This is a genomic window from Methylocystis sp. NC52PC (assembly GCF_055698645.1).
Map to the genome: position 1 here is coordinate 1070941 of NZ_CP170127.1, position 13904 is coordinate 1084844.

General features: G+C 62.7%; 11 protein-coding genes. 7 read left to right on the plus strand and 4 right to left on the minus strand.

Features of this window, described 5'->3' with window-relative positions; genetic code table 11:
• Positions 1-4 precede the first annotated feature (4 nt).
• Complete coding sequence (locus ACETII_RS07065; protein ID WP_472788131.1) at positions 5-622, minus strand: GNAT family N-acetyltransferase; 618 nt, start codon at positions 620-622, stop codon at positions 5-7.
• A gap of 58 nt (positions 623-680) precedes the next feature.
• Positions 681-1256, minus strand: coding sequence for a hypothetical protein (locus tag ACETII_RS07070; RefSeq protein ID WP_472787587.1), 576 nt, complete (start codon positions 1254-1256; stop codon positions 681-683).
• A 59-nt stretch (positions 1257-1315) separates the two neighbouring features.
• On the opposite strand from ACETII_RS07070, the gene ACETII_RS07075 reads away from it, so the two are divergent.
• From ACETII_RS07075 to ACETII_RS07085, 3 genes are all read left to right on the plus strand, one after another.
• A complete protein-coding gene (locus tag ACETII_RS07075) occupies positions 1316-2407 on the plus strand; it encodes a LysR family transcriptional regulator (RefSeq protein WP_472787588.1) in 1092 nt (363 codons plus the stop codon).
• A 174-nt stretch (positions 2408-2581) separates the two neighbouring features.
• Positions 2582-3448: a bestrophin-like domain gene (locus ACETII_RS07080; RefSeq protein WP_472787589.1), complete on the plus strand. Its 867-nt coding sequence runs from the start codon at positions 2582-2584 to the stop codon at positions 3446-3448.
• Between the two features lie 223 nt (positions 3449-3671).
• Entirely contained in the window at positions 3672-4736 is a 1065-nt protein-coding gene (locus ACETII_RS07085; protein ID WP_472787590.1) for an AI-2E family transporter, read from the plus strand.
• Positions 4737-4813: 77 nt separating this feature from the next.
• Here the strand turns inward: ACETII_RS07085 and ACETII_RS07090 are convergent, their stop codons facing one another.
• Positions 4814-5044, minus strand: a complete 231-nt coding sequence (locus tag ACETII_RS07090) for a hypothetical protein (protein WP_363350209.1) — start codon at positions 5042-5044, stop codon at positions 4814-4816.
• A 265-nt stretch (positions 5045-5309) separates the two neighbouring features.
• On the opposite strand from ACETII_RS07090, the gene ACETII_RS07095 reads away from it, so the two are divergent.
• A complete protein-coding gene (locus ACETII_RS07095; protein ID WP_363350210.1) occupies positions 5310-6329 on the plus strand; it encodes a patatin-like phospholipase family protein in 1020 nt (339 codons plus the stop codon).
• Positions 6330-6332: 3 nt separating this feature from the next.
• Complete coding sequence (locus tag ACETII_RS07100) at positions 6333-7781, plus strand: GntP family permease (protein ID WP_363350211.1); 1449 nt, start codon at positions 6333-6335, stop codon at positions 7779-7781.
• 2 nt (positions 7782-7783) lie between these two features.
• Here the strand turns inward: ACETII_RS07100 and ACETII_RS07105 are convergent, their stop codons facing one another.
• Positions 7784-9364: an efflux transporter outer membrane subunit gene (locus tag ACETII_RS07105; protein WP_472787591.1), complete on the minus strand. Its 1581-nt coding sequence runs from the start codon at positions 9362-9364 to the stop codon at positions 7784-7786.
• Between the two features lie 225 nt (positions 9365-9589).
• Here ACETII_RS07105 and ACETII_RS07110 point away from each other — a divergent pair, with 225 nt between their 5' ends.
• Both ACETII_RS07110 and ACETII_RS07115 read left to right on the plus strand, forming a co-directional pair.
• Positions 9590-10699, plus strand: coding sequence for an efflux RND transporter periplasmic adaptor subunit (locus tag ACETII_RS07110; RefSeq protein WP_472787592.1), 1110 nt, complete (start codon positions 9590-9592; stop codon positions 10697-10699).
• Positions 10696-13746: an efflux RND transporter permease subunit gene (locus ACETII_RS07115; RefSeq protein ID WP_472787593.1), complete on the plus strand. Its 3051-nt coding sequence runs from the start codon at positions 10696-10698 to the stop codon at positions 13744-13746. Before ACETII_RS07110 ends, ACETII_RS07115 begins: the two co-directional genes overlap by 4 nt.
• Positions 13747-13904 lie beyond the last annotated feature (158 nt).

The window sequence follows — 13904 nt, forward strand, 5'->3', positions numbered from 1 at the left end:
AAATTCATTGTCGCTTTCCGGATGAAACCCGCCCCGAGACCACATTATCCGTCGTCGGATGCAAGGGACGATGGGCGGAGAGCTCCAAAATGCCGGGACGCTCCCAGTCTCCTTCGGGTCGAAGGATCACCATCGGATCGCTGGCGATCGAGATGGCGTCCGGCAAGGGTTCGAGATCGAGGTTCATCTCCGTGTAATTGAAACCGGAGAAACGGAACGGCTCCCGGTTTTTCATGGGCTTCGCCCCAAAGCGCGCCCAAAACGGCTCGAGCCCCTCGCGCGCATGGCCGTAGGCCCGTCGAAACCCCTTGCGCCGCGCGTGTTCGAGGCCCGTTCGAACAAGCTGAAAAGCGAGCGATGTCGGACGAAAATTCTTTCGAACCGCAAGACGCTCCAGCTTGACGAAATCATGGAAAAAGCGAACGCGCAGACATCCAGCAGGTTCGTCGTTCCAGAAGCCGATGAAATGCGTGGCGCAGTGGTCGTTGCCGTCGAATTCCTCGGCGAAAGGGCAATCTTGCTCGGCGATGTAAACAGCCGAGCGGATGGCGTAAACCATAAGCAAGTCATCGAGGCCGCGAGCGACTCTCACGTAAGTTTTCTGGTTCCGGCGCGGGGGGATTTTGTCCTCGGCGAGCGCATACTCGTAACTCACAAGAACCTCCTACTGCTTTGTCCAATTAGAGACGCTTCACGCGGCGGTAAGCCCAGAGCGACGCCGACGGGCTGGAGTCGGCCAACGGACGAAAGCCCGTCTTGACCATGAATTGCTCGCCCTTCAGCGTCGCTGGACGAGCATAGATGTCCGCCTCGGCATGGGCCGGCCCGCGAAGCAGATGCATGATGTTGCCCATCGCGCCGATGACCGAGCCCGGCAGACACATGGCCCATGCGTATAGGGCCGCGGCCTTCTCATCCCCGCGAGCGAGCAGGCGCGTATTCGGGCTGGAGATTGGAAACTCTCCCTCGACCAGGGCCTCGAAACCCGCCTGGTTGAGAAACAGGAAGGCGATGCTGCCGACGACGCCGCGCTGCTGGCGGATCGCCAGAATGCTCCGCGAGAAATACTGAACGGTTAAAATATCTCGATACGCTGTTTTAATTCCTGGAATATATTGCGAAGTTACATCCATAAGCTCCTGAAGCTCTTCGATTCTCGCCGGCGCGACCGTGAACCGACGGCTCGAAGGGAGATTATCGAGCAACCAGTGCTGCGCAGACGCATCAGGAGAATAGGCCACGCTTGTGAGAGTCATTGTGTGGGGTCCGGATTAATGTCATTTCTAGGTAGAAATGTACTGAATGAGGCCGGACGATGCCGCCTAAAACATTACATAGCCGCGCTGCAAAAACGCATCGGCCCACGACGGCTGAATATCCGACGCCGTCCTGGGATGATCTGCGGCTGTTTTTGAACTGCGCCGAACTTGGCAGTTTCCGTCGCGCGGCGAAGGAGCTTGGCATTGATTCCGCGACGATGGTGCGTCGGATTTCGCGGCTCGAGGACTTGATGGGGCAGCGCCTGTTCCTGCGCGCGACTGGCGGATTGAAGTTGACTGAGGAAGGCCGGAGAATTCTCGAGGACGTGCGCGCTATGGAACAAGCGTCGCTGAACATCTCCCGGCAATCCCAAATGGCCTCGCAGGGCGTGCGCGGTCTCGTTCGCGTCGCCATCACAGAAGGGCTCGGCACCTACTGGGTCTTACCCAGACTGCTGGAATTTCAAAAGGCCAACAGGTTTCTGACCTTCGAATTGCAGGCGACGATGCAACATGTCGACGTCGGGCGTTTGGACGCCGACATCTCGATCCAGTTCACGCGGCCGAGCCGACCGGATCTGAAAGCCGTTCAGCTCGGCTATCTGCATGTCTACCCCTTCGTTTCGGAAGGCTACCGACGCATGCATGGGATGCCGAAATCTGTAAACGACCTGAAGCTTCATCGCGTCATTCAGCAAATCTCGCCGCTCTTGGAAGAAGGGGCCTATGAACGCGGCCTGGGGGTCGACAGCCTGGAAGGCATCGTGGGCGTTCGCACCAACGCAAGCTCAGCTGTTCTTTACGCCGTCGAGCGCGATGCGGGAATCGGGTTCCTGCCCAGTTACGCTCTCGCTCTGGGAGCCAGGGTCGTACCGGTCGATATCGGGGTGCGGCACTGTCTCGACATTTGGATGACCTATCATCCGGACATCCGCAAATCGAAGCGCCACGTCGTGGTCATCGACTGGCTCCGACGAATTTTCGACCCCAAGCGCTTTCCCTGTTTTCACGAGTCGTTCGTCCACCCGCGGGAGCTGCTCCAATCGATGTCCGAGTCTGCCGCAATCAATTACGGAGGCAGCTTTCTCGCCGCGCACCCCAATTCGACCTTCTCCCCTGTGCCCTCATCGATTCCGGAGGATGCTTGACGCCGACGCGATCGCGAGGACCCTCGGCGACGCCGGCCACAGTCGAAAGAGAGGGCCGCCGCTAGAGGGTGAGAGGGGGAGGCGCAATCAACCATCAATCGCACCACACCCGCCTCTTCGCACTTCCAGTCGGACGTAGATTGTATTTCGTATTCGAAAAGCGATGGCCATGGCTTGCCTGAAACCCGCTTTTGCAAAATCCTGGCCCCGAGCCCGGCGAATCGCGAGGCTCGCAACAAATTAATCGGGGTAAAGGCGAAAATGTTTGCGCATGTTTCTCTCGATCGCTATCCGGTCGGGGTGGCGGCGATCGCCCTTTCGGTCGGCGCTGTCCTTGTTTTCCAGGCAATTGTGAGGAAATCAATCGGCCCGGAGACGTTGAAGAAATCTCATGAGGTCGGTGGATATTATCTTTCTCTCGTTGGCACCTTCTATGCCGTTCTTCTCGGATTGGTCGTGCTCGACGCGATGGGGAAATTTCAGAGCGCCGAAAAGACCGTACAAAATGAGGCCAAGGCGCTTTTGTCGATTCACTCGCTGTCCGAGCAATTCCCCGGTGAACAGGCGGCGGTCAAAGATCTTGTAAAGTCCTACGCCCGCGAAGTCGCCGACAAGGAATGGGCTTTGATGGAAAAAGGCCAGGTGAGCGCCAAAGCTCAGCATACGCTTCTGTTACTCGCGCGCCACGTGAAGAGCCTTGACCCCAAAACCCCAAATCAGCAGTCAGTCCACCCCGCTCTTCTTTCAGAAATCATATCCCTTTGGGAAAATCGGCTGGACAGGACTCGCGTGTCCAATTTCGGGGTGCCGACCGCGGAATGGGTTGTCCTGCTCGTGGGGGCGGCGATCACGATCGCCTTTACGTTCTTCTTCACGACAGAGAGCCATGGAATTCATCTCGTCATGCGCGGCATGGTCACTCTGTTGATCGCGATGAGTCTATACCTGGTGCTGCTGTTCGGTTCGCCCTTTTCCGGCGATCTGAAGGTCTCGCAACGGCCATTCCTGTTCATCGAAGACGTCGCTTCTGAGTTCTTGTAGGCCGTGCAGCGAGGAAACGAAGCGGGCGTCGGAGCGACGTTGCAGGACCCCCGACCGTTACGTGCTATTGACACCGCTCGCCGGCCAATGCCAGGATTCAGGTTGCGGAATAGCTGGCGACCTTTCAAAAATATGTGCCCGGAGCGACGTAACCTAAGTCGGCGCGAGCGTCTTTGCGATCGCAGGCGCTCATGATTCCCCAGCGGAGAGCTCGAGGCGCGCTATGAAGCTCAACTTTCTCACGAAAAATTTGGAACAGCCCGATTTTGTCGCGCGCGCGGTGACCGTCGCCGTTGTGGCGGCCGGCGCTGTCGTGCTCGCGTTCCTGTTCTGGCGGTTGTCGGAGTTCATCCCGATCGTCTTCGCGACGATTGTGCTTGCAATCGGCTGGCGCGGCGCGGCGGAAGGCTTCGGCCGACGGTTCGGGATTTCGCCGGGCCTTTCTCTTCTGGCGGTCGCATTGGGGCTCATCGCCGGAACCGCCGCGACGCTCATGGCCTTCGGCAATCAACTCATCCGTCAATATGATGAAGTCGCGCTCGACATCCCCGCCGCCATCGCTCTCATCGAACGTCTCGTCGAGGAGCATCCCTGGGGACGATTTGTCGAGAAACTTGTCCTGGACGTCGACTACTCAAAGGCCGCCGCGCCGATCGCACGGCATGTCGGCGCCGCGCTCGGGTCGTTGGGCGGCGGTCTCGCCCTTGCGGCACTGGCGATTATCGGCGCCGCTTATCTTGCCGCCGATCCGAAGGGACATATCGAAGGCGTCGTCGCTCTGACTCCGGTCCAGCACCGCACAAAAATGATGTCGTTTCTCCATCGGTCTGGCGCTTCCCTGCGCCAGTGGATGGTGATCCAGCTCTATGTCGTCGTCATGAATGCGGTCTTCGCCGGCGTGGCGCTTTGGGCGTTCGGAGTCCCCGCGCCGCTCGCCCTTGCGACGATCAGCGGCGCGCTCGCCTTCATTCCCTATATTGGCTCGATCATCGCGATCCTGGTCGGCGCGCTCGTGGCCCTGCCGCATGGCGGCGAGACCGCCGCGCTCGCCGCGCTCGCGATCGGTGGCGCGAGTTTCATCGAGGGTTATCTGATCACGCCGTTTCTGCAGAGCCGATCCTTGAGCGTGCCGGCGGTGGTGCTGCTTTTTTGCATGCTCGCCTTCGGCGCGCTCTTCGGCGCAATGGGGGTGGTGCTCGCTGTGCCGGCGACTGTCGTGCTCAGCGTCGCCTATGACGTCGTCACCCAGTCCGCGTCGCCATCACTCCCGCACCCGCGAAGTGAATGAGGTCCTTGTCTCGAACGAAAGGGGAGGACGGCAGGCGCCGTCCTCCCCTTGATTGATCTCTGATCCAAGTTTTCGTGTCACCGCCACTGAACGCAGCGGCGGTGGCCGAACCCGTGCCGGGTATTCCACCTCCGCGTCCATTTGACACAGTTCTTGCCGGCGGGGGTCGTGTGCGCCGTCTTCTCGACGATCGAAGCGTCGAGGCCATCTGCATTGACGCCCGAAAGAACCGCCGAGCCAGAAGGCGCCGCAAAAAGGAACATCCCGCAAATCGCGCCAAACAATGAAGCTTTCAGGTTCAGGCCCATATAAGTCCTCCCTTATCCGCGTCAAATAACGGATTTCGTCTTTTGAACGCCATCAAGCGTCGCAGTCATAGTGACCCAGCGCGAATTAAAGTCAAGAATAGCTGGGCGCGCAGGCTCTTTTGCCGCCGATGCGAAGGGGGCGGGGAGCGGCGCCCTCGAACGCGACTTGAATTTCGCTTTAGCTTGAGGACTAATCGCAATCGTTGCCTGCGGGAATTTCGCTTCTTGCGCCACGTCCGCCTTTGCGGAAGATGAAAGGTCAGAGATGACACGCGACACGATCTCGGTCGATCTCGCCTTGCAAGGCGGCGGCGCGCATGGCGCCTTTACGTGGGGCGTGCTCGACCGCCTCCTCGAAGAAGAATGGCTGAAGATCGAAGGCATCTCCGGAACGTCTGCGGGCGCCATGAACGCGGCGGCGCTCATCAGCGGCCATATGCAGGGAGGTCCGCAAGGGGCGCGCGCGGCGCTCGAAACCTTCTGGCGGCGCGTGTCCGACTCCGCGCGCCTCAGTCCTCTGCAGCGCAGCCCCGTCGACGTGCTTCTCGGTCGATGGACGCTCGACAACTCGCCTCTCTTCGTCGCGACCGACCTGATGTCGCGGCTTTTGTCGCCGTACGACGTCAACCCGAACGGCGTCAATCCGTTGCGACGCATTCTCGCGGAGGTCATCGACTTCGACAACGTCGCCCGCGCGCCCATAAAGATTTTCGTCACCGCCACAAGCGTTTCGACTGGGCGCGCGCGCATCTTCCGAAACAACGACGTCACCCCCGACGCGCTTCTCGCCTCGGCGTGTCTGCCGACGATGTTTCAAGCTGTGGAAATCGAGGGAGAGCTTTACTGGGATGGCGGCTATTCGGGCAATCCGACGATCACGCCGCTGGTGCGGGAATGCGTTTCGCGGGACACGATCCTCGTCCAGATCAATCCGATCGAGCGAAAGGAGAGACCGCGCTCGGCGACGGAAATCGCCAACCGCCTCAACGAAGTGTCTTTCAACGCGGTTCTTCTCAAGGAGTTGCGCATGATCGCGCTCTTGCGCCAGGCCGCCAACCCTGGCGACCGGGAGGGCGCGCAATGGGCCGGCATGCGCATCCACCGCATCTCGACGGAGATGATGACTCAGCTCAGCGCCTCCTCCAAGCTCCTCGCCGAGTGGAAGTTCTTATGCATGTTGCGGGACGAGGGACGCCGCGCCGCGCAAGCCTTTCTCGATCTCAATGGGGCGGACGTCGGGGCGCGCTCCACGCTTGACCTCGACGCTTTGCTCGAAGGAATCTGACCAATGGGACTGTTGGGAATTCTCATTGCCCTCGCGGCGCTCATCTGGTTCGCTTATCGGGGCTGGAGCGTTCTATTGCTCGCGCCCGCCGCGGCGCTTGTCGCCGCCGCCTTCGCCCGCGAGCCGCTGCTCGCCCACTGGACAGTGACTTTCATGGGCGGCGCGGCGCGTTTCGTGGCGCAGTTTTTTCCCATATTTCTCCTCGGCGCGCTCTTCGGCAAGCTCATGGACGATAGCGGCTCGGTCACCGCCATCGCTCATTTCATGGCCGATAAATTGGGGCCGCGTCGGGCGATCCTTTCGGTCGTGCTCGCGGGCGCCTTCGTCACCTATGGCGGCGTGAGCCTCTTCGTCGCGTTTTTCGTGCTCGCGCCCATGGCGCAGCAGCTATTTCGCAAGGCCGGCACGCCGCGCCGTCTCGCGCCGGCCGCCATCGCGCTCGGCACGTCGACCTTCACCATGTCGGCCTTGCCGGGAACGCCCGCGATCCAGAACGCGATCCCCATGCCGTTCTTCGGCACCACCGCCTTCGCCGCGCCCGGCCTCGGCGTGATCGCCGCCCTCATCATGCTCGGCTTCGGCATGTGGTGGCTGGGGCGCGCGGAGCGCGCCGCGAGACGGCGGGGAGAGGGCTTTGGCGAGGAGCCGGGCGTCCGCATCGATGCGACGGAGAACCAGGCCATTCGCGACAGGGCGGCCGTCGCCCGCGAATTCGATCTCGCCGAGATCCCGCATGGCCATCGCGGCGCCGCGCCCCATGTGCTCGTCGCAATCCTTCCGCTTATCGTCGTCGTCGGCGTCAATCTCGTGATGTCGCTTCTCGTCATCCCGCGCATGGACGACTCCTTCCTCTCGGAGGAGCGCTGGGGGCCGACGACGCTCGCCGCCGTTGGCGGGGTCTGGTCGGTCATCGTGGCGCTCGCCGTCGCGATCCTGACTCTCATCCTGTTGAACTGGCGACGTCTGACCGAGATCCGCGAAAGCGTCGACGCCGGCGCGACGGCCTCCGTGCTGCCGCTGCTCAGCGTGGCGAGTCTCGTCGGCTTCGGCGCGGTCGTCGCGGCCCTGCCCGCCTTCGCCGCGGTTCGGACATGGGTGCTGTCGATCGAGGGCGGGCCGCTCGTTTCGCTCGCCATCGCCACCAATGTTCTCGCCTCCCTGACCGGATCGGCTTCTGGCGGGCTCACCATCGCCCTGGACACGCTTGGAGAAACCTATTTGCGCCTCGCCGAGAAGCAGGGCATCGACCCGGCGCTCCTGCATCGCGTGGCGGTGATCGGCGCGGGAACGCTCGACAGTCTCCCGCACAACGGCGCCGTCGTGACCTTGCTCGCGGTATGCGGCTGCACGCATAAGGAGAGTTACCTCGACATCGTCGTCGTCGCCATTCTCGGGGCGATCCTGGCGCTTGTCGCCGTCATTGTCCTGGGATCGACGGTCGGCTCGTTCTGACTTTACGGCCACGGGCCCTTGTCGGCTTCATAAGCCTCGTTGGCGCGCGCGATCTCGGCGTTGCGCGTCGTCGGCGACCAACCGCCGCCGAGCGCCTGGTAGAGGCTGACGGCCGATTGGTAATATGCGAGCCGGGCCAGCGTGAGATTGAACTCATATTGGAAGAAGGTGGTCTGCACCGTTGAAAGCGTTATGACGTCGACCGTGCCTTCGAGGAGCTGCGCTTCGACGGCGTCCAGCGCGATTTTCGACGCGGCGACCGCTTCGACGCCGATCTTGACGCTTTTCGCCGTCTCCTTCACGGCGATGAGGGCGCTTTCCGTGTCGGCGAGCGCCGCCAGAATGCGCTGACGGTAAAAGGCCGCCGCTTCCTTGAACCGTCCCTGTTCGAGCTGATACTGGCCTTGGAGCGCAAAGCCGTCGAACAGGGGCTGCGCGAGATTCGACCCGATTTCCCAAGCGATCGCTTCAGGCCTGAGCAGGTTGCGTAAAACGATGCTTTGCAGGCCGTATCGACCGTTCAGCGTGATCGACGGAAAAAACGCCGCCCGCGCCCGCAGCACCGAGAATTCGCGCGACGCGAGAAACGCCTCCGCCTCGGCCACGTCCGGCCGTCGCAGCAGCACCTCCGACGGAAGGCCCGCGTCGAGCTTGGGATAACGCAGCGAATTCAAAGTCCCGCCTCGGACTTCGAGCGTTTCCGGCGTCTGGCCCAGCAGGACGGCCAAAGTGACCTTCGTTTGCCGCAACGCCTGTTCGAGCGGCGGTATCGTCGCCCTCTGTCCTGCGAGAACCGCCGCCTGCTGGCCGTAATCCAGCATCGTCGCCGCGCCCTTCTCCAGCCGCGCGTTGATCGCGCCGAGAACGCGCTCGGCGATGCGCACGTTCTCCGCCGCGATGCGCAGTTGATCCTGCACCGCAAGCACCTGAAAATAGGCGTTCATCACCGCGGTGAGGGTCGCGATCTCGACGACGTCGCGATCGAAGCGCGAGGCGTTGGCGAGAAGACGCGCCGCATTGGAGGCGTTCTGGTTCTTGCCCCAGAAATCGATTTCATAGCTCGCATTCACGCCGAGCGCGAAGAAGTTCGTGCGCGTCGCGCTGAACGTGCCGAGATTGTCGGCGAGCGCGGCCGCCTCGCGCTGGCCGGCCCCCTGCAGGATCGATCTCGCCGGATTGAAATTGGGTAAGTCGCTCGTCACCGTTCCCGGGACTTGCGTGCGCAGCGCTGAAGAGCCGAGACTGACGGATGGCCAAAGGGCGGAGCTGACAATACGGGCGTTGGCGTCCGCCTGTTCGATTCGGGCCATTGCGGCGGCGATCGCCAGATTGTCGGAGAGCGCTTTCGCCGTCAGCTCGGTCAGTTCCTTCGAACCGAATTTCGCGGCGAATTCCGGCCCGCCGACGATCGGCGAGGCGGACTTCGGCTTGCCTTCCAGAAATTGCTCTGGCGGCGCGACGCTCAGATCGGGCTTTTCCCAATCCAGATTGCAACTGGAAAGGCCGGCGATCGCCAGGCCCGTCGCCAGAACCGCCGATGCTCGAAGTCGTCTCGATCGTGCCAGCAACGCCGTGGTCCGCACGCTCTTCCCCTGGCGCGTTTTTCCCACCGCGCGAGGCAGGAGATTGGCCGGCTGACGCCAGCCAATCTTTATTTATCGGCTCTCGACGGCGCGCCCGCGTCGCATGGCGTGTTACTGCTCAGTTATCCACAGAAAATCGCCCAGTCGTCGTGCGTCGTTGCAGACCACATGACCTTTTCCATTTACCGATTGCAGGAGGGCTAGGACCGCATTTTGGATGAAACATTGGCTCTCATCAGGCGATTGGCGAAGGAATCGTCCTGGCGGCGCATGGTTTGGGCGGCGCCGGCGTTCCTGTTGGCGCTCTCGGGATGCGGCCGTGACGCGGAAAGCGACGCCGGCGCGCCTCGCCCCGTGCGCGCCGTCGTCATCGAGAAAAGCAAACTCGGCGAAACCGTCGAACTGACGGGAAGCATCCAGCCGGAAAACGAAGCCGCCCTGTCGTTTCGCATCGGCGGCCGCATCGCCGAACGTTTCGTCGGCACGGGCGACCAGGTCAAAGCCGGGCAACTGCTCGTGCGACTCGATCCTCAAAACGAGATGAATGCGCTGCGATCCGCGCAGGCGCGGCTGACGGCGGCGCAAGGGCGCCTGCGCGAAGCGCGCAATAATTTCGCCCGCGAGCAGGCTCTTCTCGCGCGCCGCTATACGACCAAGACCAAATTCGACCAGGCGCAGACCGCCATGGAGACGGCGCAGTCGGACATTGTGGACGCAACCGCGCAACAAAAGATTGCGCAGGACAATGTCGGCTACACCGAGTTGAAGGCGGACACGCCCGGCACCATCGTCGCCCGCGCGGCCGAGGCGGGCGAAGTGGTCCAGCCCGGCCAGCTCATTTTCCGTCTCGCCCCGACCGGCGGCTGGGACGCCGTCTTCGACGTTCCGGCGCGCGTGCTGCGCGCCGCGACGCGCGACGCGCGGGTCGCTCTGGCCCTGACCGACGATCCGAACGTCACCGCCGTCGGCCGGGTTCGGCAGGTCGATCCGCAGGCCGACCCCAACACGCGTACGTTTCGCGTGCGGGTGAGCATCCAGTCGCCGCCGCCGGCGATGCGGCTCGGCGCGACGGTTTCCGGACGCATCCGGCTCGACCCCGCCGCGGCGATCGCCATTCCGGCCGCGTCGCTGACGGAGACGGATGGACGGCCGAGCGTCTGGATCGTCGATCCCGCGACGCTGACCGTGTCGCTGCGCAACGTCAAAGTCGCGCGCTTCACGAGCGACGCCGTCATCGTTTCTGAAGGATTGAGGCCCGACGACACCATCGTGACGGCGGGCGTCCAGGCGCTCCATCCCGGTCAAAAGGTCCGACTGCTGGACGCGCGTCAATGAGCGGCTTCAATCTATCGGCCTGGGCGCTGCGACACCGCTCCTTCATGATTTACTGCATGATCGCGGTCGTGATCGCGGGCGCGAACGCCTACGCCAGTCTGGGGCGCGACGAGGATCCGGCCTTCACCTTCCGCACGATGGTCGTGCAGGCGTTCTGGCCCGGCGCGACGATGGATGAGACGCTCAAGCAGGTGACCGAGCGCCTCGAACGCAAACTGCAGGAGACGAAAAGCCTCGACTTCGTGCGCAGCTATACGACGGCCGGCTCCACGACCATCTTCGTCAATCTGAAGGGCGCCACCGCGCCTGCGGATGTGCCGGACATCTGGTACCAGGTGCGCAAAAATATCGGCGACATCCGCCACACCTTGCCCGCGGGCGTCGTCGGTCCGGGTTTCAACGACGATTTCGGCGATACGTTCGGCATCATCTACGGGTTCACGGCCGACGGCTTTTCACAGCGCGAGCTGCGGGACTATGTGGAGAAAATTCGCTCGCGTCTGCTCGCCGTCCCGGATGTGTCGAAGATCGAAGTGCTGGGCGCCCAGGAAGAAAAGATCTTCGTTGAATTTTCGACCCGCCATCTCGCGGGATTGGGGATCGACCGCTCCCAGCTCATCAGGGCGCTGCAGGAGCAGAACGCCGTCAGCCCCTCGGGCGTCGTGCAGAGCGGCGACGAAAAAATTTCGCTTCGCGTATCCGGCGGTTTTCAGTCGGAGCAGGATCTCCTTTCAGTCAATATCTCTGCGAACGGCCGGCTCGTGAGGCTGCGCGACATCGCCGAGATTCGCCGCGCCTTCGCCGACCCGCCGCAGCCCCTGTTCCGAGTGAACGGCCGCTCCGCCATCGGGCTCGCGATCGCCATGCGGCCCGGCGGCGACGTGCTGGCGCTCGGCGCCAACATCGAAAGGGCGATGAAGGAGGCGACCGCCGATCTGCCTTTGGGGATCGAGCCGATACTCGTGGCGAACCAGCCGCAGATCGTCGAGCACGCGATCGGCGACTTCATGACGTCGTTATGGCAGGCCATCGGAATCATCATGGCCGTCAGCTTCGTCAGTCTCGGGCTGCGCGCCGGGGCGGTGGTCGCGATTTCGATCCCGCTCACCCTCGCCATCATCTTCCCGATCATGCAGCTGATCGGCATCGATCTGCAGCGCATATCGCTCGGCGCGCTGATCATCGCGCTCGGGCTTCTCGTCGACGACGCCATGACGACCGTGGATGTGATGAGTTCGCGTCTCGCGGCCGGCGACGACAAGGAAGCGGCGGCGAGCTACGCCTACAGCAGCGTCGCCATGGCGATGCTCACCGGCTCCTTCGTCTCCGCGGCGGGGTTCGTGCCGATCGGCCTGGCGAAAAGCTCCGCCGGCGAATACACCTTCTCGATCTTCGCGGTCGTGTCGATCGCGCTGATTGTCTCGTGGTTCGTCGCGGTGCTTTTTACGCCGTTGATCGGCGTGTTTTTATTGTCGAAGCCAGACGGCCCCGCGTCGGGCGAGGAAGGCCGCGTGCTGCAGGCCTTCCGGCGGCTGCTGCTCGCCGCCATGCGCGCGCGCTGGGCGACGATCGGCGTCACGCTCGCCTGTTTCGTCATTTCCTTGCTGGTCTCGCCGCTCGTGCCCCGGCAGTTTTTCCCCGCCTCCGATCGCCCCGAACTCGTCGTCGACCTTTCCCTGCGCCAGAACGCCTCGATCTATGCGAGCCAGGAGGTCGCCGAACGTCTCGAAAAGGTTTTGAAAGACGACCCGGACGTAGCGAGCTGGAGCGCCTATGTCGGACGCGGCGCGATCCGTTTCTACCTACCCCTCAATGTCCAGCTCGCTCACGACTTCTTTTCGCAGTTCGTGATCATCGCCAAGGATGTCGAAGCGCGCGAGCGGCTGCACAAGAGGCTCGAGGGAATTCTGGCGGAGCGTTTCCCCGGGCTCGTGACCCGCATCGCCCCGCTCGAACTCGGGCCGCCCGTCGGTTGGCCAGTGCAATATCGCGTGAGCGGTCCCGACCCTGAGAAAGTGCGTGACATTGCGCTCGATCTCGCCAAGGCGATGGGTCGAGATCCATCGGTGACGCGGATCAATTTCGACTGGATCGAGCCCGCCCGCGCGGTCCATGTGAAGGTCGACCAGGATCAGGCCCGCCTTCTCGGATTGAGCTCGCAGGCCCTCGCCAACGCCCTGCAGGGCGTCGCCACCGGGCAAACGATCACGCAGCTGCGCGACGACATTTATCTCGTCAACGTCGTCGCCCGCGCGACGGATGAGCAGAGAGCCTCGCTCGAGGCCTTGCAATCCTTGCAGATTCCCTTGCCCAACGGCGGATTTGCGCCGTTGAGCCAGCTTGCGACATTCGAGTTCCAGCAGGAGAGCCCGCTCATTTGGCGGCGCGACCGCACGCCGACGTTGACGGTCCAAGCCGACCCGGCCGCGGGGCGAACGGCCGAAACAGCCGTCGCGGCGCTGGCGCCCGCCGTCGCCGCCATGGCGGCAAGTCTGCCGCCGCACTATCGCATCGAGACCGGCGGCACCGTCGAGGAAAGCGCCAAGTCGCAGGGCTCCGTGTTTGCCCGCGTGCCGCTGATGCTTTTTCTGATGACGACGTTCCTGATGATCCAGTTGCAAAGCTTCGCCCGCATGTTCCTCGTATTGGCGATCGTGCCGATGGGCCTCATCGGCATCATTCTGGCGCTGCTGATCTTTGGCAAACCGCTCGGCTTCGTCGCCATCCTCGGCATTCTGTCGCTGCTCGGCATGATCGCCCGCAACGCGGTCATTCTCGTCGAGCAGATCGAGATCGAGCGCGAAGAGCAAAGCGATCAGTGGCAAGCTGTTGTCGACGCGACGACTTCCCGATTCAGGCCGATCATGCTGACCGCCGTCTCGACGGTGCTCGGTCTCATTCCCATCGCGCCGACCGTGTTCTGGGGCCCGATGGCCTTCGCCGTCATGGGCGGATTGCTGGTCGCGACGGTCCTGACCCTCATCGTCACGCCGGCGCTCTATGTGCTGTGGTTCGGCATTAACGAAGCGGACGAAGGAAAAGCGTAACCAATGCCTAATCCGCTCGAGCGCGACGCGCAGCGCCGCTGGGATATGATGTCGAAAATCTCTCAGCGCTTGGCGAATTAAAAGGAAGCGGCCTTCCGCGCCACACTTTACTCAGAAGGCTCGATCGGACAAGATCACGCCAACCCCGGGGGCCTTGT